We start from the raw sequence: 24,290 nt of genomic DNA, 5'->3' as shown, positions 1-24,290 counted from the left end.
GTCAGTTTCCTGCGCTGAACGCCGCCCGGGCGCGTTTGCCGTGAAAGTACGCCTTCAGCCAGGGATTCGTCGAGGCCAACATTGTCTCTATCGTTCCCTCTGCAATGATCTTGCCTTCGCCCAGCGCGGCGATGCGGTCACACACTGAATGCAGACTGTCGAGGTCGTGGGTTACCATGAAAACAGTCAGGCCCAAAGTTTGCTGCAAGGTCGAGATCAGTTCGTCGAACTCTCCTGCGCCGATGGGGTCGAGACCTGAAGTCGGCTCATCAAGAAAGACGATGTCCGGATCCAGCGCCAGGGCGCGGGCCAGGGCGGCGCGCTTGATCATGCCGCCTGAAAGGTCCGACGGAAACTTGTCGGCGGCGTCAGGGTTAAGGCCGACCATCTCGATCTTCAGCATGGCCAGTTCATCGAGCAGCCGCTCGGACAAATCCAGATACTCACGCATGGGCACCTGGACGTTCTGCTTGACGGTGAGCGAGGAAAACAGCGCGCCCTGCTGGAACAGCACGCCCCAACGCTGCTCGATCGCCTTGCGCGAGATCCGGGACAGCTTGTCGAGGTCTTCGCCGAACACCTCGATCTTGCCGGCCCGCTTGGGCACCAGGCCGAGAATGGCGCGGGTCAGCACCGATTTGCCAGTGCCGGAAGCGCCAACGAAGCCAAGAATCTCGCCGCGTCGCACATCAAGATTGAGGTGCTTCATGATGGTCTTGGTCCCGAAGCCAACCTCCAGATCAGTGACCCGAATCACCACCTCGGCGTCCGCGCCAACGAGACGGCGCGCCATCTGGTGAGGCGGCGGCTGTGGTGCGGGCTGTGACGCCGCGTCGGTCATCGCATCCCTCTCAATAATTGATCGCGGCGAAGAACATGGCGAACAGACCGTCCACCACGATCACCGTGAAAATCGCTTTCACCACGGAGCTGGTGACCTGACGGCCGAGAGATTCCGCCGAACCCTGCACCTCAAGCCCCTCCTGGGTGGCGATGACGCCAATGACCAGCGCCATGAACGGCGCCTTGATCAGACCGACAAGGAAGGTGCTCATGCCGACCGCCTGCTGCAGGCGCACCAGGAAGATTTCTGGCGGAATGCCGCCATAGAGCCACGACACCAGGCCACCGCCGAACAACCCGGCCATGGCGGAAATGAAGGTGAGCAGCGGCAGGGAAATGATGATGGCGAAGATGCGCGGCAGCACCAGCACCTCGATGGGATCGAGGCCCATCACCCGCAGGGCGTCGACCTCCTCGCGCATCTTCATCGAGCCAAGCTCGGCGGTGAAGGCCGAACCGGAGCGGCCAGCCACCATGATCGAGGTCAGCAGCACGCATAATTCGCGCAACGTCAGGATGCCGACCAGATTGACGACGAACGCCTGGGCGCCGAACCGCTGCAACTGGAACAGGCCCTGCTGGGCGACGATGCAACCGACAAGAAACGAGATCAGAACGACGATTGGCGCCCCACGGAACCCAACCATGTCGATGTGATGGACGACCGACGTCAGACGAAAGCGCGCCGGATGCAGGCAGACGCGGAAAATCGCCGCCACGACCTCGCCAAGGAAGCTGACGCCCTTGACCAGATCGCGCCCGGCCTGGACGACGCCTTCGCCCACCTGGGCGAGAAAATCGATGACGCCTGAGCGACGCGGAGCTGGCGGCGCTTCCTGGAAACCGCGATAGGCGACCTCGTCCAGCAGCACCCGGTGCTCGGGCCGCGCGCCGACAAAATCCGCGTGCAGGCCCAGTTCGCCAATCTGGTGGCGGGTGCGGTCAAGAACCCAGGCGCCAAGGGTGTCCAGCGAGGCGATGCCTGACAGGTCGAAAATCACCTGCCCCGCGCCCTGCTTCTCCTGCATGATCGCGGCGGCCGCCTGCTCGACCGGAGCGGCGTGCGCCGACGTCCAGACGCCGGACAGGATCGCCCTCAACTCATCGCCGCGCCGTTCGATATCCGCCTGTGGCTCATCAACCGTCACAGAAGGCGCGTCCCCTGGCTGGCAGGCGCGCGGCGCCTGCGAAAAGCATTCCGTCCAGAAACACCCAATCCGAAAACTGGGCCTTCGCCAAACCGGCAAGGCAAACGCGCGCCCGCCCGATATGGCTCAGACGGTTGAGAAATAACGACCCCGCGCCATCCTGTCGAGGACGCGCGGGCCACATCGACAGTCAAACAGCGCGGATTGTTTACCTGTCGACAATAATGCTGCCGGAATCAATTTTTGATGGCGTTGACCGTTGGGCGCGCCCGGCGCTGGAGAGCCTGGCCGCAAAGTCGCCGCCATGGAGCGGAGGCGAACGTCGCCGGCAAAAGACATCAGCAAGAGTTGCGGACCAGGATCGCAGGCATGACAGAGCACCTCCCCATTCATCCGCCCGCACGACGCGCCCTCAGTGTCTCGGTCGAGCGCTTCCCCATCAACGGCAGCTTCACCATCGCCCGGGGCTCGCGGACGGAGGCGGTGGTTGTCGTGGCCCGGCTGGAGGAAAATGGCGTCAACGGACGCGGTGAATGCGTGCCCTACGCCCGCTATGGCGAAAGCATCGACAGCGTTGTCGCTGCGATTGAAACGGCGCGCGCCGCCATGGAAGCCGGCGCTGGCCGCCAGCAGTTGCTGGCGCTGCTTCCCGCCGGCGCCGCGCGCAACGCCCTGGATTGCGCATTGTGGGATCTGGAGGCCAAGCTCACCGGCGCGCCAGCCCACGTGCTGGCCGGGCTGGATCGCATCCGGCCGACGACCACGGCCTTCACCATCAGCCTCGGCGACGCGGACGTGATGGCTGCCCAGGCGGCCGCGACTGTTGATGCCGGCCGGCCGGTGCTGAAGATCAAGCTCGGCGCGCCGCATGGCGACGCGGCGCGGATTCGGGCCGTGCGCCACGCCGCGCCTGACGCGACGTTGCTGGTCGACGCCAATGAGGGCTGGAGCCTGGCCGACCTGCCAGGCCTGTTCGCCGCCTGCGCCGAAGCCCACGTCGCGCTGATCGAACAGCCGCTGCCAGCGGCGGAGGACGCCGCCCTGGCAGGGCTTGAGCGGCCCGTGCCGCTCTGCGCCGATGAAAGCGTCCATACCCGCGACGGCCTCGCCGCCCTGCGGGACCGCTATGACGTGGTGAATATCAAGCTCGACAAGACCGGCGGCCTCACCGAAGCGCTGGCCATGGCGCACGAGGCCGGGGACATGGGTTTTGGCCTGATGATCGGCTGCATGGTCGGCACCTCGCTGGCCATGGCGCCAGCGATGTTGTTAACCCCGCGCGCCCGCTTCGTTGATCTCGACGGGCCGCTGCTGCTGGCCCGCGACCGGGAGCACGGGCTAGTCTACGACGGCGCCGTGGTCTGGCCGCCGGAACGGGCGTTGTGGGGGTAAAGCATCTTTTGGGGCAAAGCGAACGCGGACTTGCGTCAGGGGCGCCACGCGGGGCCCGGCCCGGAGCGGCGACCCGTTAAAGCTTTGTTAGCCATGGTCGCGCCAGTATTCCAAGCTGCGCCGGCTTTTTTGCTGGCCGTTCCGCACCTGCACAACCACACGGGCCACCCATGAGCATCCAGGATATCGCGACGTCGACGCAATTGACGGACGATGAATACCTGCCGATCTGGACCGCCTTGATGGAGACGGCGCGCGGCCGCAGCTTCCTTCGCGAGTTCGCCCGCCGCACCCGCTCTGCGGAAACGCGGACGCTGCTGGACGCCGTGCAGAAGCTGGAGCACGCCCTGCTCGACGCCAGGCAGGAGGCCCCTGCGGCCCCCGCCCGAACGCCAGGCGGCGAAACCGCCCGCCTGCAAGCCGCCATCGCCCAGGCCGTTCCGGCGCTGGAATACGCGGCGCGCATCGGCGCCCGCGCCCGCGCCGACCTGCAATCGTCGGTGGATGACATCCAGGCTGCAAGCAACGCCCTGCGCCCGCTGATCGACAGTCAGATGGACGACCACGCCGCGGCAAGCGCCCGCCACGTCTGTGACAGCATCGATGCGCGGGTGCTTGACATGGATGAGATCATCGCCGTGCAGCAGCTTGGCGACGAGCAGGCGATCAACGCCACCGCAGCGCTGGCGGAGCTGGTGACGGCGGCGCCTCAACCTGGCGCGGCCATGGCTGGCGCGGCGGTGGCTGGCGCGGCGGTGGCTGGCGCGGCGATGGCTGATGAGCCCGCCCAACCCCGGCCTGCGAGCCGCGCCGCAGCCCCCCGGGTGAGCACAGCTCAAGGCAGCGCAGCCCAGGTCAACACCGCAAGGACCCACCGCCCGACCGCGGCGCCGGCCTCGCCAAAGCCGGCGGCCGCCCCCCGACCCCAGCCCGTTCGCCATGCACCCCCGCCCCATGAGCCGGCAGCCGCTCAACCCGGGCATGCGGAACACCCCGCGGTTCAGAAACTGATTCAGGAAATCACCTCCAGACTGTTGAACGGCCAGGATATTGCCCCCTCGGCGCCCAGCCGGGCGCGGCGGTAAGGCGGTTCGTCACAGCCAGATTCACGAAGCAGGGATATCTGGTTGATTTATCTGATATTTCTGGACCATCTGGGGCAATGCGCACGGCCTGGCGTTATTGCTTCGCCCGGCCCCGTGCATGCGCGCGGCGCGCGTGGGCGTCCACAAAGTCCACTGCCCGTTTCCTGCGCGAGAATGGCCATGCGCCACGAGGTAAAGGCGGACAGGGGCATGGCGGAATATCCGGGGAGACTGAATCGGAATAGCCGCCCATCGCTTTGAATAATATGGCGTTTCGGCTGCGACGGCGACATTGGCGGCCTTGCCGGTCTGATTCAGCCCGCGCGCCTAAGTGACGGACGCAGAATCCCTTTTCAGCGCCGTCGGCGCCTTCAGATTCAGACCCGCGCGCCTCAAAAACGGATTGGAGGCGGATCGTTCTGAAAAACAGATTCCCGAAACCGCCCTATCCGTTTCGTTCTGAATCGCATTCCAGATACCTGAGCGCCTTCGCGCCGGTCACGGGATTGATTCAGGCAACCGCAGCAACGCGATACAATATGTAAGGATTTTAAGCCTCAGGGCTGTCCGGAAGGCCGCCTGATTACGGCAGGAGCGCCCTGCCGTCCTGGTCCGGCGCCGCCATCGGCGGAAAAGGCTCCCGATGGACCTGCGAGCCTGATTCAACGGCGGCATGGGCGGCGATGATATTGCTGAAGAATTGACCGGCGCTGGCCCGCCAGGTGAAGCGTTCTCCATACGCGCGACAAACGGCCGGGTCAGCCTGAAGCGCGCGCAGCGCCGCCGCCCGCAGATCGTCGTCTAGCGCGCCGGCGCCAGAGCCGCCAATGACGTCAAGCGGACCGGTGACGGGAAAAGCCGCCACCGGCAAACCGGACGCCAAAGCCTCCAGCAGGACAATGCCGAAGGTGTCGGTCCGGCTGGGAAAGACGAACACGTCGCAGGCGGCGTAGACTTCAGCCAGCGCCTCGCCGGTGAGAACGCCGAGAAAGCGGGCGTCTGGCCAGGCCTGCTCCAGCTCCGCCCTCGCCGGGCCATCGCCGACAATCACCTTGGCTCCAGGCAGATCGAGCGACAGGAACGCGGCAAGGTTCTTCTCCACCGCCACCCGGCCGACATAGAGGAACAGCGGCCCGGTCAGGCCCGGCAGTCCCTTTTGGCGCGGCCGGAACAGCCCGCCGTCAACGCCGCGCGACCAGTGCATGACGTTGCGGAAGCCACGCGCCTCCAGATCGCGCGCCAGACTGGGCGTACTGACCATCACCCCGGCGCCGGAATTGTGGAAGCGACGCAGCAGGCTGTAGACCAGCCCCTCCGGCGCTGGCATGCGAGCGGCGATATATTCTGGAAAGCGCGTGTGATAGCTGGTGGTGAACGGTCGGCCCGTCGCCAGGCAGGCGGCGCGAACGGCGCGCCCCACCGGGCCTTCCGTCGCGATATGGACATAGTCCGGTTGCAACGCCGCCAGCCGGCGCTCCATGGCGCGCCCCGTCGTCAGGGCCAGGCGGATTTCCGGATAGCCTGGCATGGGCAGGGTGCGGAACTGGTCCGGCGTGAGAAAATGCACGCTGGCGCCGAAATCGGCGGCGTGGGCCGCCATGTTCTCCAGCGAACGAACAACGCCGTTGACCTGGGGGCGCCAGGCGTCGCTGGCGATGACAATGCGCATGAATTCCTGCCAGACGAAACAGAAGACGGAAACGGCCGGCGGACCGCTCCGCCCGCGGGCCGGCGAGCGCCCCGCCAGATGGAACGAAAGGCAACCGCCGACTGGTGGAACGAACCTTGATGCCAGCTTCGTTCCACCGCGCCGATGTGGAGCGACGCCGATGTCGGGTTCAGACTGCTAGGCCGCCTTGCGTGAAACCTCGCCGTTCACGGCGACGGCGGCCAACGCCGCGGCGGCGCGCGCCTCGCGTTCGCGCACCACGTCAGCCCAGCGCAACAGTTCGTAGCGGCCGTCATAGTGCTCCACGAGGGCGGTGCAGCTTTCCACCCAGTCGCCGGTGTTCATGTAGCGGACGCCGAAGCGGTCGTGCATGGCTGCGTGATGGATGTGGCCGCAGATGACCCCGTCCACCTCATGGCGGCGCGCCTCGCTGGCCAGCAGTTCCTCGAAGCTGCCGATGAAGTTGACCGCATCCTTGACCTTCAGCTTGGCCCACGCCGACAGCGACCAGTACGTCAGGCCAAGCTTGCGGCGGGCGGCGTTGAGCCAGGTGTTGGCGATGAGCGCCGCCGAATAGGCGCCGTCGCCCAGAAAGGCCAGCCAGCGGGCATGGCGCATGACGATATCGAACTGGTCGCCGTGGATCACCAGCATGCGGGCGCCATCGGCGGATTCGTGCACCGCGCGGTCGCAGATTTCGATGTCGCCGAAATTGCTTCCCACGTAATCGCGCAGGAATTCATCGTGGTTGCCGGGCACATAGATCAGCCGCGCGCCCTTGCGCACCTTGCGCAGCAGCTTCTGCACCACGTCGTTATGCAATTGCGGCCAGTACCAGCCGGAGCGCAGACGCCAGCCATCGATCATGTCGCCGACCAGGTAGATCACGTCGGCGTCGTAGTGGCGCAGATAGTCCAGCAGCATGGCGGCCTGGCAGCCGCGCGTGCCCAGATGGGCGTCGGAAATGAACATGGCCCGCACCCGGATGACGTCATCGTCGGGCTTTGCTGTCTGGTCCATGGTCAATGGTCTGCCTCCTGTCGCCCGGAGCGCGATCGTCGGCCCATGTCAGGATGCGGCTCCAGGGCGCTCCAGTGTCTGGCGGGCCGCAAACGGCGTCCTGCTGTCATGTATGACAGGGGCTGTTGTCACTCTGATGACAGAAGCAGGCCATTGACCGGCGACCAGCCCGGGCGTCTGATCGCCGTCCAGCGACGACGGACAGGGAGATCGCCATGGATCTGGGCATTGCCGGCCGCAAGGCCATCGTTTGCGCCTCCAGCAAAGGGCTGGGCCGCGCCTGCGCCGGGGCGCTGGCGGCGGCGGGCTGCCATGTCATCATCAACGGCCGCGACGCGGAGACGCTGGCGGCGACGGCGGAGGCGATTCGCGCCGCCGGCGGCGCGGTGACGGCGGTGGCGGCGGATGTCTCAACGCCCGAAGGCCAGCAACGCCTCGTGGCCGCCTGCCCGGACGCCGACATCCTGGTCAACAATAACGCCGGGCCACCGCCGGCAAACTACGCGACGCTGGACCGGGACAAAATCCTGCGCGGCGTCACCCAGAACATGGTGGCGCCAATCGAACTGGTGCAGGCGCTGGCGCCCGGCATGGCGGAGCGCGGCTTCGGGCGCATCGTCAACATCACCTCGGCTTCGGTGCTGACGCCAATCGAGGGCCTGGACCTGTCGTCCGGCGCGCGCGCCGGCCTGACCGCCTTTCTGGCTGGCGTGGCCCGGCAACTGGCGCCGCGCGGCGTGACGGTGAACCATATCCTGCCCGGAGCCTTCGCCACCGACCGGCTGACCGGCATCATGCGCGGCGCGGCCGAGGCCGCCGGACGCGACGCCGCCGCCGTGGCGCGCGAACGGGCCGCGGCCATTCCCGTTGGTCGCTTTGGCGATCCGGACGAATTTGGCAAGCTGTGCGCCTTCCTGTGCAGCGCTCACGCCGGCTACATCACCGGTCAGAATTTCCTGATCGACGGCGGCGCGTTCCGGGCGGCGTTCTGACAGCCCGGCGCGGGCATGGCGACCTGCCCGCGCACGCCCCCTGGCGATGCGGGAACCTTGAGCGTTTACCGACCAGACGGCTCGTCCGGTCGATCAGAATTCAGGCAAAACTGAACCCTGGAAGCCGGGGCGCGTTCAGCTTTCAAGCCATCCGCCAACAAACCCGGCCGCCCCTGCCTGATCCGGCGCCCCCCCGGCTGACCGCTCTGGCCGGGACACGGATGGCAGGAGCGCCACAGGCTGTCAGGGCGATGGAGAGCCGCCCGCTTTCCTGCGAAAGGACACGCCATGCACAAGAATACGATCTGTCTCTGGTACGATCGGGACGCCGAGGCGGCGGCCCGTTTCTACGCCACGACCTTTCCCGATAGCGCCGTCACCGCCGTGCATCGCGCGCCGGGCGACTTTCCTTCGGGCAAGAAAGGCGACGTGCTGACGGTCGAATTCACCGTCGCCGGCATTCCGTGCATCGGCCTGAACGGCGGCCCGGCCTTCAAACAGAGCGAAGCCTTCTCCTTCCAGATCGCCACCGACGACCAGGAGGAAACGGACCGCTACTGGAACGCCATTGTCGGCAACGGCGGGGAGGAAAGCGCCTGCGGCTGGTGCCGGGACAAATGGGGCGTGTCGTGGCAGATCACGCCGCGCGTGTTGACAGAGACCATGGCGGCCGGCGGCGAAGAGGCGCGGCGCGCCTTCGAGGCGATGATGGGCATGAGCAAGATCGACGTGGCGGCGATCGAGACGGCGCGGCGGGGTTGACGCTTACCGCTGTCCCATTTGCGGTTTTGCCATTCCCCGGGCAAAAGCAGGGCGCAGTTTTGTATGCGGGATTTCTTTTGCCGGGAGCACATCTTGACCGCGATCGCCGTCACCATTGCAGGATCGGATTCGGGCGGCGGCGCCGGAATCCAGGCGGATCTGAAGACATTTTCGGCGCTCGGCGTCTATGGCGCCAGCGTCATTACCGCCCTGACCGCCCAGAACACCCTTGGCGTGCAGGGCGTGTGCGATACGCCGCCAGACTTCGTCACCGCCCAGATCGATTCTGTGTTCAGCGATTTGCCGGTCAACGCGGTGAAAATCGGCATGCTGTCGCACTCCGACGCCATCCGCGCCGTGGCTGACGGCCTGCGCCGCCATGCGCCCCAGCACGGCATGCGGCCGGTGGTGCTCGACCCGGTGATGGTGGCGACCAGCGGCGACCGGCTGATCAACGAGGACGCGGTGGCGACCCTGCGACAGACGTTGCTGCCGCTTGCGACCTTGCTGACCCCCAATATGCCCGAAGCGGCCGCCCTGCTCGGCGAGGCTGTCGCGACCAGCGACGCGGAGCTGGAGCAACAAGGCGCGCGCCTGCTGGCGCTGGGCCCACGGGCCGTGCTGGTGAAGGGCGGCCATGGGACGGGGCCGGAAAGCACCGACGTGCTGGTGACCGCACACAGGGTCCAGCGCTTCAGCGCCACGCGCATCCACACCCGCAACACCCACGGCACCGGCTGCACCCTTTCATCGGCCATAGCCGCGTTAATGGCGAAAGGCGCAACGCTGGAGGCGGCTGTGGCGGGCGGCAAGGCCTATCTCACCGAGGCGCTGGCGGCCGCCGACCAGTTGCAGATCGGCGGCGGCCATGGGCCGGTGCACCATTTCGCTGGCCTCTGGCGTTGAGACGCCCCTCCCCGGGGCTGAATGCGCCGCGGTTTGTGAAAAGCGGCCCGACCCGAAAAGAATGGATGCCCGCAACGGACGCGGGCATGACGGCGGCTGAATGCGTATGTCGGCGCATTGGTTTGCGCGCGACCAGGACATCTGCCAGGGCGTGACATTTACCAGGACATGCAATCTACCTGGACATGCCTAGACGTGAATCGCGCCGATCAGAACAAAACCGCGTCCTGGCAGGAGGTCCGCCCCAGAGAGGTCCGCTGCTCAGAGCTTGCCGCCGCCCAGAAGCAGCCCGCCAAAGACCACGATGAGCGCCGTCACAAGGCAGAGAATGGCGCGGATGGTCACGACGCGGGCCGGAATTTGCGCGGCGACATGCGAATGGTCGGCGTAGTCGCCGGCAGGTTTCACGCCGGTGACCATGGCCGTCACCAAACGGTCGCGCCGGACGAACTGATAGAACAGATTGACCAGCACGTGGATGGCGATGAGGGCCAGCAGCGCGTTGGCGCCCATATGATGCCAGCGTTGCAGCCTGGCTTTCCACGCCGGCGATTCCTCCATCATGTCGAAATGACCGAATGGCCCGCCGAAAATGCCGTTGGAATCAGCCGTGAACAGACCTGAGAAAGCCTGGGCCGCCAATAGCAGGAGCAGCGCCGACACCATGAGGGCGCCAACAGGGTTGTGCCCCAGAAATCTCGGCGCGCGGCCGCTGACGAGCTGCCCTGCGTAACGCAGGACAGCGCGCGGCGACGGGATGAAGCTGGCGAAGCGCGCTGTCGGACTGCCAGCGAAGCCCCACAGCAGCCGGAACACCAGCAGCACCAGCACGCCATAGCCGCACCAACGGTGCCAGCGCATGGTCGGGTCGACCGACGGGCCCATCAGCCACTGGGTGTAATAGGCGCCGCACACCAGGGCCAGTTGCACCCAATGATAGAGCCGCGTCGGCGCATCCCATACGGTCACCTGGGAGGCCTGCGCCGGGCGCGCGGCCCCCCTGCCGCTGGCAGGCCATGTCCCACCGGTCATGACGGCCTCAGGTTGGCTTGCGGTAAATTTTGTGGCAGGCGCCGCAATTGCCGAGCACCTTGGGCATGGCGGCGCGGAAGCTGTCCATATCCTTGATGGAGACGATGGCCGCGGCGGCGTCCTTGCCCAACGTGTCGAACCGGCCGGTGAAATCGGCCTTGTCTTCCCAGATCTTCGGCAGCGCTCCGGTGTCGCCCGTCTTTGAACTGTCGGGGAACAGGCCGCCCAGCTTCGCCGAATTGGCGGCGACGACGGCAAGACCTTCCTTCACCTTGGCCAGATCCAGCGGCGCTTCGCCCTTCAGCATCTGTCCCGGCGCTTTCAACGCGCCCGCCATCTGCTTGAACAGCGCCTTGCGGGCCGCGATGGGATCTTCCTGGGCGACAACCGCTGTGGCCCCCGCGCCAACCAGCATGGCGAGGGCAAGACCGCAGAGCATGCGTTTGCCAGACAGGATATGTGCTTTCGTCATCTGCTGTCGCCTCCCGTATTCAACCGTGATTACGCCCCGTGGCGGCAATGGAAGCCGTCGCTTCCACCCAGTCAGGTTGTAACCATTCCAATTCGATACTGGCGACCAGACGGCGTCAAGACAAACGCCGCCGCTTTTAACAGGCGGCGGCGTCGAATGTTCTGAAAGCGCGGCGGCGGTCTCAGTGGGCCGGCGGCTGGGGCGCCGGCCGGCGTCGGAACAGTCCTGAAAGTCCATCCGACAGCTTGCGGATCACCACGTAAAACACCGGCGTGAGGAACAGGCCGAAGAAGGTGACGCCGATCATGCCGAAGAACACCGCCGTGCCAAGCGCCTGACGCATTTCCGCGCCGGGGCCGCGCGCCACCACCAGCGGCGCCACGCCGAGGATGAAAGCGAAGGAGGTCATCAGGATCGGACGCAGGCGCAAACGCACGGCTTCCACCACCGCGTCGACGATGCCCTTGCCCTCATCCTCAAGTTGCCGCGCGAACTCGACGATCAGGATGGCGTTCTTGGCCGCGAGGCCAATGAGCACGACAAGACCGATCTGGGTCAGGATGTTGTTGTCCATGCCGCGCAACACCACGCCGGTGAGCGCCGCCAGCACCGCCAGCGGCACGATCAGGATGATCGCCAGCGGCAGGGACCAGCTTTCGTACTGGGCGGCCAGCACCAGGAAGACGAACAGCACGGACAGGGCGAAGATGTACGCCGCCGTGTTGCCCGCAAGCTTTTCCTGGTAAGCCAGATCCGTCCACTCATAGCCAAGATCCGACGGCAGCACCTGCGCCGCCACCTTCTGCATGGCGTCGAGGCCTGTGCCCGAGGCGATGTTGGGCGGAGTTTCGCCCTGCACCGGGATCGAGGTGTACATGTTGTAGCGCTGCACCAGGTCGGGACCCGCCACGTCGCGAATATTCACCAGGGTGCCAAGCGGCACCTGGGCGCCATCGGCCGTGCGCACGTTCAGGCGCAGGATGCGCTCCCGCTCGGCGCGGAACTGCGCGTCGGCCTGGGCGCGCACCTGATACACGCGCTCAAAGGCGTTGAAGTCGTTGACGTAGGCGCCGCCCAGATTCACCTGCAGGGTCGCGAACACGTTCGACAGGGGAACGTTGAGCATGCGCGCCCTGGTGCGGTCGATGTCCAGATAGATCTGCGGCGTATTGATGCCGAACGTGGTGTAGACGCGGGTGAGGTTCGGATCCTTGTTGGCTTCCGCGATCAGGCCGCGCGTCGCCGTCAGCAGGGATTCCAGGCCCGCGCCCGAGCGGTCCTGCACCATCATCTTGAAGCCGCCCGATGTGCCGAGGCCACGCACCGGCGGCGGCGGCACGGCGATGGTGAACGCCTCCTGGATCGCGCCAAGCCGCTTGATCACCTCGGCGGCGATCTCGAAGTCCTTCATGCCTGGACCGGTCCGTTCGTCGAACGGCTTGAGCGGCGCGAACATGATGCCCTGGCTCGACGAGGGCGTGAACGTTGAGCCGGAAATACCAACGATGCCAATGGCGTCAGCGACGCCAGGCGTGCCCTTGACGATGTCGGACGCCCGCCGCATCACCTCGTCGGTGCGGGTCAGCGACGCGCCGTCCGGCAATTGCACGATGGCGATCAGATAGCCTTGGTCCTGACGCGGAATGAAGCCGGTCGGCACCTTGTTGCCCAGATAGCCGGCGCCGAACAGCAGGCCGCAATAAACCACCAGCGCGCCGATCAGCGGGATCTTGCGGGCGACAATGCCGCGCACCGTGCGGGCGTAACCCGACGACGTGCTGTCGAACCCCCGGTTGAAGCCGTTGGCGAACCCGCGCCCGACCCGCGCGAGAATATTGCGCGGCGGCGCATGCGCGGCTTCATGCCCCTTCAGGAACAGCGCGCACAACGCCGGCGAAAGCGTCAGCGAGTTAAAGGCGGAAATGACCGTCGCCACGGCGATGGTCAAGGCGAACTGCCGGTAGAACTGGCCAGTGATGCCGGAGATGAACGCCGTCGGCACGAACACCGCCGACAGCACGAGGGCGATGGCGATCAGCGCGCCGCCAACCTCGTCCATGGTCCGGTGCGCCGCCTCGCTGGGCGAATAGCCGTCAGCGATGTTGCGCTCCACATTCTCCACCACCACGATGGCGTCGTCGACGACGATGCCGATGGCGAGGACCAGACCAAACAGCGTCAGGTTGTTGAGCGAGAAACCAAAGGCGGCCATCGCGGCGAATGTGCCAATCAGCGAGACCGGGATGGCGACGACCGGAATGATCGCCGTGCGCCAGGATTGCAGGAACACCAGCACGACGATGACGACGAGGATGATCGCCTCGAACAGCGTCTTGTAGACCTCATTCACCGACTCGGAGATGAAGATGGTCGGATTGTAGGCGATGCGATAGTCGAGCCCCACCGGGAACGACTTCTTCAGTTCATCCATCTTGGCCTGCACGGCCGCGGAGGCCTGCAGCGCATTGGTGCCGGGGCGCTGGTAGACGCCAATGCCGATGGCCGGCTTGCCGTTCAGGTAGGAGTTGCTGGTGTAATCGCGGCCGGCAAGCTCGATGCGCGACACGTCTTTCAGGAACACCAGACGGCCGCCGGCGCCTGACTTGATGATGATGTTCTCGAACTGCTTGACGTCCTGGAAGCGGCCCTGAGCCTGCACCGTCAGCTGGAAGGCGGAGCCCTCCGGCACCGGCGGACCGCCAAGGGCGCCGCCGGCGATCTGCACGTTCTGCTCCTGCAGGGCCGACATCACGTCGGTCGTGGTGAGGCCATAGAAGGTGAGCCGGTCAGGGTTCAGCCAGACGCGCAACGAATATTCACGGACGCCGAACAGCGTGATGTCGCCAACGCCCTCAAGACGCAGCAACTGGTCGCGCACCCGGATCAGCGAATAATTGGAGATGTAGAGGTCGTCGAAGCTGGCGTCCGGCGAGAACATGTGCACGACCATCATCAGGTCGGGCGAGCTCTTGCGCGTGGTGACGCCAAGATTGCGCACCTCCACGGGCAGGCGCGGCAGCGCCACGGCGACGCGGTTCTGCACCAGCACGTTGGCGGTGTCGAGGTCAGTGCCAAGTTTGAAGGTAATCGTCAGCTGCATCGAGCCGTCGCTCGACGAGTTCGAGGTCATGTAAAGCATGTCCTCGACGCCGTTGATCTCCTGCTCGATCGGCGTGGCCACGGTCGCCGCGACCGTCTGCGCGTTGGCGCCCGGATAGGAGGCGCGCACGACGATGGTTGGCGGCGCGATCTCCGGATACTGGGCCACCGGCAGCGCCAGATAGGAAATGTAGCCGACCAGGACCACGACGATCGACAGCACCGATGCGAAGATGGGCCTGTCGACGAAGAAGTGAGCGAACTTCATGGTCTGGTCACTTCTTTTCGGGCGTCTTGCTGGCGGGCGCCTTGCTGTCGCCCCGCTTGCCATCGCCGCCCTGGCCCGCTTCCGGCGGTTTTGCGCCAGCCTTGGTCTCATCCGGTTTTGCAGGAGGCGCAACGGCGGGAGCGGCGGCGGCGCCAGCCGGCGGCGCCTTCGGCGGCAACTCCACCACCTTGGCGGCCAGTTTTACTCCCGGCCGCACGCGAACCATGCCGTTGATCACGATGGTTTCATCGCCCTTCAGGCCTGAGCGAACCAGCCGGTAGCCGTCGATGCGCGGGCCGGGCCGGACCACCTGGGCGCGCGCGACGCCTCCCTCATCCACCACCCAGACGAAGCGGCGGTTCTGGTCGGTCATGATCGCGACGTCCGGGACCAGAACGCCCTGGTAGGGCGCCGAGCCTGGCACGCGGATCCGCCCAAACATGCCGGCCTTCAGCAGGCCGCCCGGATTGGGCAGCACGGCGCGGGCGCGCAGGGTGCCGGTGCCAGGATCGAGCCGGTTGCTCAGAAAGTCGAGCTTGCCGCGCAGCGACGGCTCGTCCTCGTCGGACAGCGCGACCATGACCTCCGTGCCGGGCTTCTCACCGCCGGCCTGGAGCAGGCGCGTGTAGGCGAGCAGCGAACGCTCATCAATGTCGAAGTAGAAGTAGATCGGGTCGACGGAGACAATGTTGGTGAGCAGGGTGGTGTTGGCGACGACGAGGTTGCCCTCGGTCAACTCCCTGCGCCCGATGCGACCACTGATCGGCGAACGGATCTCGGTGAAGCTGAGGTTGAGCCGGGCGGCCTCCAGATTGGCCTCGGCGGCTGCGACGTCGGCCTGGGCCACCTGCGCCGTCTGACGGCGGGTTTCGAGAATCTGCTCGGAAATATTGCCGGTTTTGCTGAGATTCCGGGCGCGGTCCAGATCGCCAACTGCGAAATCAACGCGGGCTTTCGCCGATTTGACGGCGGCCAGGGCCTGATCGACGACCGCCTGGTAGGGACGCCTGTCAATGACGAACAACAAGTCGCCCTGCTTGACCATGCCGCCCTCGCGGAAGAGCACCGATTCCAGTACGCCGGAAACGCGCGCCCGCACCTCGACGGCTTCCACCGCCTCAAACCGGCCGGTGAAATCATCGTGCTCGACCACCTGCCTCACGACGGGTCTGGCGGCGGTGACCTGGGGCGGCGGCGGCGCGGCCGCCTTGCCGCCGGAATTGTCGCTGCATCCCGCCAGGGTGAGCGCGGCGCCAAACACGGTCAGAAGGCTGAGAAGCGGAAGACGCTTGCTGTTCATGATGAAACGACCGGAATAATGCGGGCAACGACGCGGCAGGACCCGACCTGCCAGACCGGCGTCCCGCCCTGCTCTGTCTGATATGCTTTCTGACGCGCGACGCCTGTCGCCGCGCCTGGCGGCATGGCCGCCGGCGATGGTCAGTCTTTCACGACCGGTTCGCCAGCCTCGATCCAGTCGAGGATGCCGCCCGCATAGTGCTCGCGCCACGGCAGGCCGGCGGCGGCGGCGTGAGCGATCGCCGTCTGCGAGCGCTTGCCGGAGCGGCAGGAAAACACCAGCCGCCTGCCCTGCGGATCAGGCAGATCGTCGGCGACGAAGGTGGACAGCGGGAACAGCACCGCGCCCGGGATATGCCCAACTTCAAATTCATTTGGCTCGCGCACGTCGACCAGCAGGATGCTGCCGTCGGCCAGGCCGCGCTTGACCGTCTCGCGATCGAGATGAACGACTTCAGGCGTAGTCGCCGACATGACTGAACTCCCCTGCCGCGACACGACGCGGCGCATCTGGAAAAGCGAAACCCGGCCCGACGGCCGGTGAATGCTTCGCTGTATTTTTTATGGGCCAGTGCGCAGGAGCGGCAAATGTGGGCGGAATTCCACGCCAAAAATGCGTAAATAGCCCCCTGCGTCAGGCGAGGGCCAACTCTGCTATGAGCGGGGGCGACGCTCAAGCACGAAAACCACGCGTTGTGCGAAACTAAAGTATGCAGCCCATGCGTCAGACGCAGGCGCCGGCTGTTCGGAACCAAATGCTCCCAGCGCATTTCCCTGCATGAGGCGTCGCCGGCGCGGGCGCCCCTGCAACGGCAAGATCATGCGGGAACCACAGGCCTGACCGCAGATCCGTCAAGGTGAAAGCCGGGCGGAGCAACGCTCCGCCCGGCCAGCGGCGGTCAGGACAGCGGCGGAATGCGCAGCACCCAACCGGGCTGGATGAGGTCAGGGTTTTTGACCGGCGGCGTGTTGGCCTTGACGATCTCCGGATATTTGTCGCCATGCCCCTTGCCGTAAAACTGCTCGGCGATCTTCCAGAGGGTGTCGCCCTTCTGCACCGTGTAGGTCTGTGAATCGGCAGAAGGCGCCGCCACCGTCAGCTTGTTGTCGACCGAGGCCACGCCCTGGCTGTTGCCGACCGTCAACACGATCTTTTCGGCGGCTTCCGTGGTCGGGGCGTTGCCGGTGATCGTCACCTTGTCCCCGTCGATGGCGAATTCGACGCCATCGGCGTTGAGGCCGGCGTCGGTCACATGTTTCTTCAGCACCTCGGGCGTCAGCCCGCTTTCAGCGGCCTGGGCTTCGCCCGAGCCAAAGATCTTCGCGCCGGCTTCCTTGATAAAGCTGAACAAACCCATCTGGTGCTCCTGTCGCTGGGATCACGTCTGTCGGTCAGGCGGAAAAACGCCTGCTCCACCTGAAACGCGTCGACATGGCAACGCCCGTCGCCCGGCTGGAGTTCCGTCGGACGGCGGGTTCGCTACACGCAGTGGAAAACAATATTGCTCCGCGGGCAAGCGGGTCATGCGCACATTCCGGCGAGCAAAACCGGTTCGCGCCAGATCTGGACCTGATCCCTTTCCTTCCGGCCCGGCCTGTTCTTCCGTCAGAGTTCATCGCCGACACGCGTGCAAACGCAAAAAAGGCGCCCGCAGGCGCCTTTCGTTTGTGGGGCCGGCTCCGCCCGCGCGCGTTATGTAGCGTTCACAGCGCGGCGGAGTCTTCCGAGGTCTGGCCGTCGCCGGCGATGCGCGGCTCGATGGCCGCCAGCACCATGTCGGCGAGGCGTTCGGCGCCGCCGTCGCCGGGACGCAGGGTGATTTCGGCGGCCTGCGGCGCCTCATAATCCTGGCCGATGCCGGTGAAGTCGGAAATGCCGCCGGCTTTTGCCCGGGCATACAGGCCCTTGGGGTCGCGCTCGGCGCAAACATCCACCGGGGTGTCGACAAAGACCTCCACGAAAGCGCCATCGCCGACAGCCTCGCGCAACCTGTCGCGGTCGGCGCGGAACGGCGAGACGAAGGCGCAGAGAACCACCAGGCCCGCCTCCATCATCAGACGCGCCACCTCACCTGCCCGGCGGATGTTCTCGGCGCGGCTGGCCGCGTCGAAGCCGAGGTCTGAATTGAGGCCGATGCGCAGGCTGTCGCCATCCAGCAGCATGGTGTGGCGCCCGGCGGCGACCAGGCGGCGCTCGACCAGATTGGCGATGGTCGATTTGCCCGAGCCTGGCAGGCCGGTGAACCACACCACCAGCGGCCGCTGGTTTTTCTGCGCCGAGCGCACGGCGCGGTCCACGTCGAAGCCATGCAGGTGGACGTTGGGACCGCCGAGCGGCTCAGTGACCATGCCGGCGGCGACCGTGCCGTTGGTGAAACGGTCGATCAGAATGAAGGCGCCGGTAACGCGGTTTTCCGCATAGGGGTCGATGGCGACCTGGGCTGAGGTCTGCACTTCCACCAGGCCGATGCCGTTCAGCGGCAAGGCCTCGGCGGCGCCATCCTCATAACGATCGACATCGAGGGCGCTGGCGAGGCGGGTGACGGTGGCCGGCACGGTGCGGGCGCCGGTTTTCAGCAGGAAGCTGCGGCCCGGCTTCAGCGCATCCTCGGCCATCCACACCAGGCGGGCCATGAAGCGGGTGGACAGCGCCGGCCGCGCCTTCGGCGGCGCCAGCATCTCGCCGCGCGGCGCATCGATCTCGTCGGCCAGCACGATGGTCACAGCGTCGCCGGCGGCTGCTTCCGGCAGGTCGCCGTCGAAGGTGACGATGCGCGCCACCCGGCTGCCATGCCCGGACGAAGCGACGACAACCTCATCGCCAACGCCAATGCGGCCGCTGGCGATCGTGCCGGAAAAACCGCGAAAATCCAGGTTCGGCCGGTTGACCCATTGCACCGGCATGCGGAAAGGCGCGCCACTGCGATCGGCGTCAACCTCGACGGTTTCGAGGTGCTCCACCAGAGTCGGACCGTCGTACCAGGGCATGGCCGGGCTGGGCGCGGCGACGTTGTCGCCGAAGCGGGCGGACAGTGGAATCGCCGTGACGTCAACAAAGCCGAGCGGCGCGGCGAAGGCCTGGAAGTCGGCGACGATCCGCGCGAAAACCGCCTGGTCGAAACCGACGAGATCAATCTTGTTCACCGCCAGCACCACGTGACGGATGCCAAGCAGCGAGGCGATCACCGCGTGGCGGCGCGTCTGGGTCAGCAGGCCCTTGCGGGCGTCCACCAGCAGGATCGCCAGGTCCGAATTGGAGGCGCCGGTGGCCATGTTGCGGGTGTACTGCTCGTGGCCGGGGGTATCGGCGACGATGAACGAGCGGCGCGGCGTGGCGAAGAAGCGATAGGCGACATCGATGGTGATGCCCTGCTCGCGCTCGGCTTCCAGGCCATCGACCAGCAGCGCCAGATCAAGATCCTCGCCGGTGGTGCCGTGGCGGCGCGAATCCTTCTGCAGCGCCGAGAGCTGATCCTCCAGGATCGACTTGGTCTCATGCAGCAGGCGGCCGATCAGCGTGGACTTGCCGTCGTCGACGGAGCCGCAGGTGAGAAAGCGCAGCAGGCCGCGATCAGCCGGGCGGTTTTGCGGGAACGGCGCGAGGCTGGCCAGATTGTCGCTCACGTTCACGGCGTTGTTGGGGGCGTTCATCAGAAATAGCCCTCGCGCTTCTTGCGCTCCATGGAAGCCTGATCGTCATGGTCGATGACGCGCCCCTGGCGCTCGGAGGCGCGCGAGGCCATCAGTTCTGCGATGATGTCCTGCAGCGACGTGGCGGACGACTCCACGGCGCCGGTCAGCGGATAGCAGCCGAGGGTGCGGAAGCGGACCAGCCGCATCTGCGGCGTCTCGCCCGGCAGCAGCGGCATGCGCCCGTCGTCGACCATGATAAGGGCGCCGTCGCGCTCCACCACCGGCCGCTCCCTGGCGAAATACAGCGGCACCACCGGAATGTCCTCGGCGAGGATGTATTGCCAGACGTCCAGCTCGGTCCAGTTGGAGAGCGGGAACACGCGCATGGACTCGCCCCTGGCGATGCGGGTGTTGAACAGGCTCCACAACTCCGGCCGCTGGTTGCGCGGCTCCCAGGCGTGGGCGGCGGTGCGGTGGGAGAAAATCCGCTCCTTGGCGCGACTCTTTTCCTCATCGCGGCGGGCGCCGCCGAAGGCCCCGTCGAACTTCCACTTCTCCAGCGCCTGCTTCAGCCCCTCGGTCTTCATCACCTGGGTGTGCAGGGCCGAGCCGGAGGTGAACGGATCAATGCCGCGCGCCGCCCCTTCCGGGTTGACGTGGGTGAGCAGCTCCAGGCCATAGCGGGCGGCGATGGCGTCGCGGAACGTGATCATCTCACGGAACTTCCAGCGCGTATCCACGTGCAGCAACGGGAACGGGAGCGGCCCGGGGAAGAACGCCTTGCGCGCCAGATGCAGCATCACCGCCGAATCCTTGCCGATGGAATACAGCATCACCGGATTGCCGAATTCGGCCGCGACCTCACGGATGATGTAGATCGATTCCGCCTCCAGACGGGCCAGATGCGGCGACAGCGCCGGGCGCGGGGCGGCGCCGGACGGCGCGAGGCCTTCGAGTGCGGGCGCGACGCCTTGCGCAACGCCAGGTGACACAGCTTGCAATGGAGCGGACATGAGCCAATTCCCGCGGTGGCCCGACAACGGCCGCCGCCTTTTTCCAGCATGTGACGTCGCGACGGGCGGCGTCCTCGATCTTCAGGCGCAGCAAGCTGCGCGGGCGCGCCGTTTCTCAGGCGGCCGTCTTCGTTACGCGCCGGGCTCCAGTCGCAACCACGGCCGGGTGCCTGGCGGCTGGATCTCGACGTCATCGCGGCCCGCCGGCTGGTAGTGCACCGGCACGTCATGGATGCGGCCCTCGACCAGGGCGTTCAGCACCCGGTCGTCGCGGATGGCGAATTCATCGAAGCCACAGCGCTTCATCAGCGGAATCTGGTCCCACAGCACGTCGCCCTCGGCGCGCAGATCGCCGGTATAGCCGTGCCGTTCGCGCAACAGCCGGGCCAGCGAATAGGCGCGGCCGTCGGTGTAGGCGGGGAAATCAAGCGCGATCAGCGCGAAGCGGTTCAGGTCGTCCTCCAGCCCATCAAGCGTATCGCCGGCGTGCAGGCTGAGGCCGAGCGGGGCGTTGCGACCGCGCAGATCGCCGGATTCAGCAAGAAAACGGGCCTTCGACACCACGACCGGCGCATCGGTCGGCAGCGCATCCCCGGCGGCCGGACGGCTCCAGACGTCGGCGATCACCGCGCCATTCTTCACGAGACCGCTCATGCCTTGTTCCTTGTGATTGTTCCCGCGGGGCTTACGTGAATGCCGCACTCGGTCTTGTCCTGGCCGCGCCAGCGTCCGGCGCGGGGGTCTTCCCCTTCCGCCACCGGCGAGGTGCAGGGCGCGCAGCCGATTGAGGGATAGCCCTTGGCCACCAGCGGGTGAGCCGGCAACGCGTGGGCGCGCATGTAATGGGCGATGTCGGCCATCGACCAGGACGCCAGCGGGTTGACCTTGATGTGGGTCGCCGTGGCCTCGAAGGCCGGAATGTCGTGGCGGCTGCTGGCCTGGTAGCGTTTGCGGCCGCTGATCCAGCCGTGGAACGGCTTCAGCGCGGCGTCCAGCGGCTCCACCTTGCGAAAACCGCAGCAGGCGTCGGTGTCGCGGGCAAACAGCGCGCCGATCGGATCGAGCCGTTGTTCGGCAGCGTCGTCAGGGCTGACGCTGCGCACGTCGGCAAGACCGAGCATGGCGACGAGGCGATCGCGATAGGCCAGGGTCTCGGGAAATAGCCGCCGCGTATCAACGAAAATCACCGGAACCGCCGGATCAACCTGCGCCGCCAGATGCAGCAGCGCCGCCGATTCAGCGCCGAAGCTGGAGACCAGCGCCACCGCGCCGGCGACGCGCTCGCGCAGGGCGAGGCGCAGCAACTCCTCCGCCGTCGCGCCGGCATGGCGGGCGTCGAGCGCCGCCGCCTCGCGAACCAGTTCCTCAGCCCGCGACGACGGGGCGGACACGGTGTCGATGGACGCCGTGTCGATGGACGTGGCGGCCATGGCGGCCGCCACGGCGGGATCAGGCAGCCTCGGCATAAAGCGCCTCGCGGAACGGGGCGTCGCCCACCCGCCGGAATGCTTCAAGGAAGCTTTCGGACGGGCTGACGCGCAAAGCGATATAGGTGTCGACGATCTTTTCGACGGCGTCGACGATCTCATCGGAGGAGAAGCCCTTGCCGACGATGCCGCCGATCGAGCAGTTCTCGTCGCCGGAGCCGCCCAGGGTGATCTGGTAGAATTCCTCACCCTTGCGATCGACGCCCAGAATGCCGATGTGGCCGACGTGGTGATGGCCGCAGGCGTTGATGCAGCCGGAAATCTTCAGCTTGAGGTCGCCGATGTCGCGCTGGCGCTTCAGGTCGGCGAAGCGCTCGGTAATGCGTTGGGCCACCGGAATCGAACGGGCGTTGGCCAGCGAGCAATAGTCGAGGCCCGGGCAGGAGATGATGTCGGTGATCAGGCCGGCGTGCGGCGAGGCCAGGCCCGCCTGCTGCAGAATGGCGAACACCTGCGGCAGGTCATCCTTGCGCAGGTGCGGCAGCACCAGGTTCTGCTCGTGGCTGACACGCACCTCATCATGGCCATAGCGCTCGGCGATGTCGGCCACCACGCGCATCTGGTCAGCGGAGATGTCGCCAGGCACCTCGCCCACCGCCTTCAGGGCGATGGTGGCGATCGCGTGGCCGGGCTGACGGTGCGGCGAGACGTTGCGCTCCACCCAGTCGGCGTAGGCGCGATCGCCGGCCAGGGCCTGCTCATGGGCCTGCGAATGATCCGGCAAGGCTTCGAAGGTCGGCGCGGCGAAATAGGCGGCGATGCGATCAAGCTCAGCCTTCGGCAGGGTCAGGCGGCTGCCGCGAATCTGCTCGTACTCCTCCTCCACCTGGCGACGGATTTCGTCGACGCCCGCCTCGTGGATCAGGATCTTGATGCGCGCCTTGTACTTGTTGTCGCGGCGGCCAAACATGTTGTAGACGCGCAGGATCGCCTCGCAATAGCTCAGCAACTCCGCCTCGGGCAGGAAGTCGCGCACCTTCTTGCCGATGAACGGGCTGCGGCCGAGACCACCGCCGACATAAACAGTGAAGCCGGTTTCGCCAGCGTCGTTGCGAACGATCTGCAGGCCGATGTCGTGCACCTGGATGGCGGCGCGATCATGCGCCGAGCCGCTCACCGCCAGCTTGAACTTGCGCGGCAGGTAGGTGAACTCGGGGTGGAGCGACGACCACTGGCGCAGAATTTCGGCATAGGGGCGCGGATCGGCGATCTCGTCGACGGCGGCGCCGGCGAAATGATCGGCCGAGACGTTGCGAATGCAATTGCCCGAGGTCTGGATGGCGTGCATCTCGACCTCGGCGAGGTCGGAGAGGATCTGCGGCACGTCCTTCAGTTCGATCCAGTGAAACTGCAAATTCTGGCGCGTGGTGAAGTGCCCGAAGCCGCGGTCGTACTTCATGGCGATGTCGGCCAGCTTGCGCAGGCGCGCGGCGTTGAGCCCGCCATAGGGAATGGCGATGCGCAGCATGTAGGCGTGCAACTGAAGATAGACGCCGTTCATCAGCCGCAATGGCTTGAACTGGTCTTCGGTCAGTTCGCCGGACAGGCGGCGCAGCACCTGGTCACGGAACTGGTCGACGCGGCCCGTCACGAAGCGGCGGTCGAATTCGTCATAACGGTACATGGCTTCGTGTCCTGAATGGCTGGCGCCGCTTCGGCCTGAGTTCAGGCTGCGGAAGCGCTCCCAGTCCCAAAATTCCGGGTTCTGGCGTCTGCATCATGCTGAGCGGCGATCCGCTCCAGGCAGGGCGCGTTAAACGGGCAAGACGCGTGAGCTGACCAGACGCGTCAACAGGCCGCCTTTAGCAGGCCGGCCTCGACAGAAGCCGGCGGCAGGGTGCGGTTCTCGGTGATGGTCGGGCCGCGCAGGGCGCGGATGCGCTCGCGCAACAGCAGCGGGCGTGGTCCTCCTTCCAGGCGCTCGACATCCACCAGATAAGTCTCGACAACCACATCAGCCGCCACGTCCTGCGTGGCGGCGGCGAGCAGGGTTTCGCCGGCTTCTGCGGTTTCTGCGACAGCCGCATCCGCAATATCCAGGGACCAGTCGCCCCTGATCGTCCGGAACACCACCGAGCCGCTTCTGAGCGCATTGGCGGTGACCACCTGCAACGCGTGCCCTTTGGCCGCCCTCTTCATGTCTTCAATCCCCTGACGTTCCGGCGCCTGT

The 24,290-nt window shown here is 66.3% G+C and carries 21 protein-coding genes; 5 read left to right on the top strand and 16 right to left on the bottom strand.

Annotated features, from left to right (window positions below; all coding sequences use genetic code 11):
• Position 1 precedes the first annotated feature (1 nt).
• A complete protein-coding gene (locus IE243_RS07475; protein ID WP_191318891.1) occupies positions 2 to 793 on the bottom strand; it encodes an ABC transporter ATP-binding protein in 792 nt (263 codons plus the stop codon).
• 58 nt (positions 794 to 851) lie between these two features.
• Positions 852 to 1,991 carry an MlaE family ABC transporter permease gene (locus tag IE243_RS07470; RefSeq protein ID WP_244642944.1) on the bottom strand — a complete coding sequence of 380 codons (1,140 nt, stop codon included), beginning with the start codon at positions 1,989 to 1,991 and terminating at the stop codon, positions 852 to 854.
• Positions 1,992 to 2,360: 369 nt separating this feature from the next.
• Between IE243_RS07470 and dgcA the strand changes: the two genes are divergently transcribed.
• Together dgcA and IE243_RS07460 are read left to right on the top strand one after the other, a co-directional pair.
• Positions 2,361 to 3,383 (top strand): N-acetyl-D-Glu racemase DgcA, encoded by a 1,023-nt coding sequence (gene dgcA, locus IE243_RS07465; protein WP_191318733.1) that lies wholly within the window; start codon positions 2,361 to 2,363, stop codon positions 3,381 to 3,383.
• A gap of 170 nt (positions 3,384 to 3,553) precedes the next feature.
• Entirely contained in the window at positions 3,554 to 4,468 is a 915-nt protein-coding gene (locus tag IE243_RS07460) for a hypothetical protein (protein WP_191318732.1), read from the top strand.
• A gap of 583 nt (positions 4,469 to 5,051) precedes the next feature.
• On the opposite strand, the gene IE243_RS07455 is transcribed toward IE243_RS07460, so the two are convergent.
• Positions 5,052 to 6,137 (bottom strand): glycosyltransferase family 4 protein, encoded by a 1,086-nt coding sequence (locus IE243_RS07455; RefSeq protein ID WP_191318731.1) that lies wholly within the window; start codon positions 6,135 to 6,137, stop codon positions 5,052 to 5,054.
• 177 nt (positions 6,138 to 6,314) lie between these two features.
• Complete coding sequence (locus IE243_RS07450; RefSeq protein ID WP_244642941.1) at positions 6,315 to 7,157, bottom strand: UDP-2,3-diacylglucosamine diphosphatase; 843 nt, start codon at positions 7,155 to 7,157, stop codon at positions 6,315 to 6,317.
• Positions 7,158 to 7,372: 215 nt separating this feature from the next.
• Here IE243_RS07450 and IE243_RS07445 point away from each other — a divergent pair, with 215 nt between their 5' ends.
• From IE243_RS07445 to thiD, 3 genes are all read left to right on the top strand, one after another.
• Positions 7,373 to 8,149 (top strand): SDR family oxidoreductase, encoded by a 777-nt coding sequence (locus tag IE243_RS07445; RefSeq protein ID WP_191318730.1) that lies wholly within the window; start codon positions 7,373 to 7,375, stop codon positions 8,147 to 8,149.
• Positions 8,150 to 8,437: 288 nt separating this feature from the next.
• Positions 8,438 to 8,911, top strand: coding sequence for a VOC family protein (locus IE243_RS07440; RefSeq protein WP_191318729.1), 474 nt, complete (start codon positions 8,438 to 8,440; stop codon positions 8,909 to 8,911).
• Positions 8,912 to 9,004: 93 nt separating this feature from the next.
• Positions 9,005 to 9,817, top strand: a complete 813-nt coding sequence (gene thiD / locus IE243_RS07435) for a bifunctional hydroxymethylpyrimidine kinase/phosphomethylpyrimidine kinase (RefSeq protein WP_280514581.1) — start codon at positions 9,005 to 9,007, stop codon at positions 9,815 to 9,817.
• A 261-nt stretch (positions 9,818 to 10,078) separates the two neighbouring features.
• On the opposite strand, the gene IE243_RS07430 is transcribed toward thiD, so the two are convergent.
• The 12 genes from IE243_RS07430 to IE243_RS07375 form a co-directional block, all read right to left on the bottom strand.
• A complete protein-coding gene (locus IE243_RS07430; protein WP_191318727.1) occupies positions 10,079 to 10,849 on the bottom strand; it encodes a cytochrome b/b6 domain-containing protein in 771 nt (256 codons plus the stop codon).
• Between the two features lie 7 nt (positions 10,850 to 10,856).
• Positions 10,857 to 11,321 (bottom strand): c-type cytochrome, encoded by a 465-nt coding sequence (locus IE243_RS07425; RefSeq protein ID WP_244642939.1) that lies wholly within the window; start codon positions 11,319 to 11,321, stop codon positions 10,857 to 10,859.
• A gap of 181 nt (positions 11,322 to 11,502) precedes the next feature.
• Positions 11,503 to 14,688: an efflux RND transporter permease subunit gene (locus tag IE243_RS07420; RefSeq protein ID WP_191318726.1), complete on the bottom strand. Its 3,186-nt coding sequence runs from the start codon at positions 14,686 to 14,688 to the stop codon at positions 11,503 to 11,505.
• A 7-nt stretch (positions 14,689 to 14,695) separates the two neighbouring features.
• The gene (locus tag IE243_RS07415; protein WP_191318725.1) at positions 14,696 to 15,988 is read right to left on the bottom strand and encodes an efflux RND transporter periplasmic adaptor subunit; all 1,293 of its coding nucleotides are present in this window, start codon (positions 15,986 to 15,988) and stop codon (positions 14,696 to 14,698) included.
• 140 nt (positions 15,989 to 16,128) lie between these two features.
• Positions 16,129 to 16,461, bottom strand: coding sequence for a rhodanese-like domain-containing protein (locus IE243_RS07410; protein WP_191318724.1), 333 nt, complete (start codon positions 16,459 to 16,461; stop codon positions 16,129 to 16,131).
• A gap of 425 nt (positions 16,462 to 16,886) precedes the next feature.
• Complete coding sequence (gene lysM / locus IE243_RS07405; protein ID WP_191318723.1) at positions 16,887 to 17,345, bottom strand: peptidoglycan-binding protein LysM; 459 nt, start codon at positions 17,343 to 17,345, stop codon at positions 16,887 to 16,889.
• A 346-nt stretch (positions 17,346 to 17,691) separates the two neighbouring features.
• Positions 17,692 to 19,638, bottom strand: a complete 1,947-nt coding sequence (cysN, locus tag IE243_RS07400; protein WP_191318722.1) for a sulfate adenylyltransferase subunit CysN — start codon at positions 19,636 to 19,638, stop codon at positions 17,692 to 17,694.
• Positions 19,638 to 20,633: a sulfate adenylyltransferase subunit CysD gene (gene cysD / locus IE243_RS07395; protein ID WP_191318721.1), complete on the bottom strand. Its 996-nt coding sequence runs from the start codon at positions 20,631 to 20,633 to the stop codon at positions 19,638 to 19,640. Before cysD ends, cysN begins: the two co-directional genes overlap by 1 nt.
• A 132-nt stretch (positions 20,634 to 20,765) precedes the next feature.
• Positions 20,766 to 21,287 (bottom strand): DUF934 domain-containing protein, encoded by a 522-nt coding sequence (locus IE243_RS07390; RefSeq protein WP_191318720.1) that lies wholly within the window; start codon positions 21,285 to 21,287, stop codon positions 20,766 to 20,768.
• Positions 21,284 to 22,099, bottom strand: coding sequence for a phosphoadenylyl-sulfate reductase (locus IE243_RS07385; RefSeq protein WP_191318719.1), 816 nt, complete (start codon positions 22,097 to 22,099; stop codon positions 21,284 to 21,286). Before IE243_RS07385 ends, IE243_RS07390 begins: the two co-directional genes overlap by 4 nt.
• Complete coding sequence (locus tag IE243_RS07380; RefSeq protein WP_191318718.1) at positions 22,083 to 23,744, bottom strand: nitrite/sulfite reductase; 1,662 nt, start codon at positions 23,742 to 23,744, stop codon at positions 22,083 to 22,085. The genes IE243_RS07385 and IE243_RS07380 overlap by 17 nt, the downstream gene beginning before the upstream one ends.
• 164 nt (positions 23,745 to 23,908) lie before the next feature.
• Positions 23,909 to 24,259 (bottom strand): DUF2849 domain-containing protein, encoded by a 351-nt coding sequence (locus IE243_RS07375; RefSeq protein WP_191318717.1) that lies wholly within the window; start codon positions 24,257 to 24,259, stop codon positions 23,909 to 23,911.
• Positions 24,260 to 24,290 lie beyond the last annotated feature (31 nt).

It is taken from the genome of Camelimonas fluminis, assembly GCF_014656355.1.
Taxonomy (GTDB): Bacteria; Pseudomonadota; Alphaproteobacteria; order Rhizobiales; family Beijerinckiaceae; genus Camelimonas; species Camelimonas fluminis.
This window is presented reverse-complemented; position numbering and strand designations above follow the sequence as displayed.

Excerpts from the sequence above, each read along its gene's own strand:
- IE243_RS07475 (WP_191318891.1), bottom strand. The coding sequence starts at position 793 with ATGGCGCGCCGTCTCGTTGGCGCGGACGCCGAGGTGGTGATTCGGGTC.
- dgcA (WP_191318733.1), top strand. The coding sequence starts at position 2,361 with ATGACAGAGCACCTCCCCATTCATCCGCCCGCACGACGCGCCCTCAGT.
- IE243_RS07460 (WP_191318732.1), top strand. The coding sequence starts at position 3,554 with ATGAGCATCCAGGATATCGCGACGTCGACGCAATTGACGGACGATGAA.
- IE243_RS07455 (WP_191318731.1), bottom strand. The coding sequence starts at position 6,137 with ATGCGCATTGTCATCGCCAGCGACGCCTGGCGCCCCCAGGTCAACGGC.
- IE243_RS07450 (WP_244642941.1), bottom strand. The coding sequence starts at position 7,157 with ATGGACCAGACAGCAAAGCCCGACGATGACGTCATCCGGGTGCGGGCC.
- IE243_RS07445 (WP_191318730.1), top strand. The coding sequence starts at position 7,373 with ATGGATCTGGGCATTGCCGGCCGCAAGGCCATCGTTTGCGCCTCCAGC.
- IE243_RS07440 (WP_191318729.1), top strand. The coding sequence starts at position 8,438 with ATGCACAAGAATACGATCTGTCTCTGGTACGATCGGGACGCCGAGGCG.
- IE243_RS07430 (WP_191318727.1), bottom strand. The coding sequence starts at position 10,849 with ATGACCGGTGGGACATGGCCTGCCAGCGGCAGGGGGGCCGCGCGCCCG.
- IE243_RS07425 (WP_244642939.1), bottom strand. The coding sequence starts at position 11,321 with ATGACGAAAGCACATATCCTGTCTGGCAAACGCATGCTCTGCGGTCTT.
- IE243_RS07420 (WP_191318726.1), bottom strand. The coding sequence starts at position 14,688 with ATGAAGTTCGCTCACTTCTTCGTCGACAGGCCCATCTTCGCATCGGTG.
- IE243_RS07415 (WP_191318725.1), bottom strand. The coding sequence starts at position 15,988 with ATGAACAGCAAGCGTCTTCCGCTTCTCAGCCTTCTGACCGTGTTTGGC.
- IE243_RS07410 (WP_191318724.1), bottom strand. The coding sequence starts at position 16,461 with ATGTCGGCGACTACGCCTGAAGTCGTTCATCTCGATCGCGAGACGGTC.
- lysM (WP_191318723.1), bottom strand. The coding sequence starts at position 17,345 with ATGGGTTTGTTCAGCTTTATCAAGGAAGCCGGCGCGAAGATCTTTGGC.
- cysN (WP_191318722.1), bottom strand. The coding sequence starts at position 19,638 with ATGAACGCCCCCAACAACGCCGTGAACGTGAGCGACAATCTGGCCAGC.
- cysD (WP_191318721.1), bottom strand. The coding sequence starts at position 20,633 with ATGTCCGCTCCATTGCAAGCTGTGTCACCTGGCGTTGCGCAAGGCGTC.
- IE243_RS07390 (WP_191318720.1), bottom strand. The coding sequence starts at position 21,287 with ATGAGCGGTCTCGTGAAGAATGGCGCGGTGATCGCCGACGTCTGGAGC.
- IE243_RS07385 (WP_191318719.1), bottom strand. The coding sequence starts at position 22,099 with ATGCCGAGGCTGCCTGATCCCGCCGTGGCGGCCGCCATGGCCGCCACG.
- IE243_RS07380 (WP_191318718.1), bottom strand. The coding sequence starts at position 23,744 with ATGTACCGTTATGACGAATTCGACCGCCGCTTCGTGACGGGCCGCGTC.
- IE243_RS07375 (WP_191318717.1), bottom strand. The coding sequence starts at position 24,259 with ATGAAGAGGGCGGCCAAAGGGCACGCGTTGCAGGTGGTCACCGCCAAT.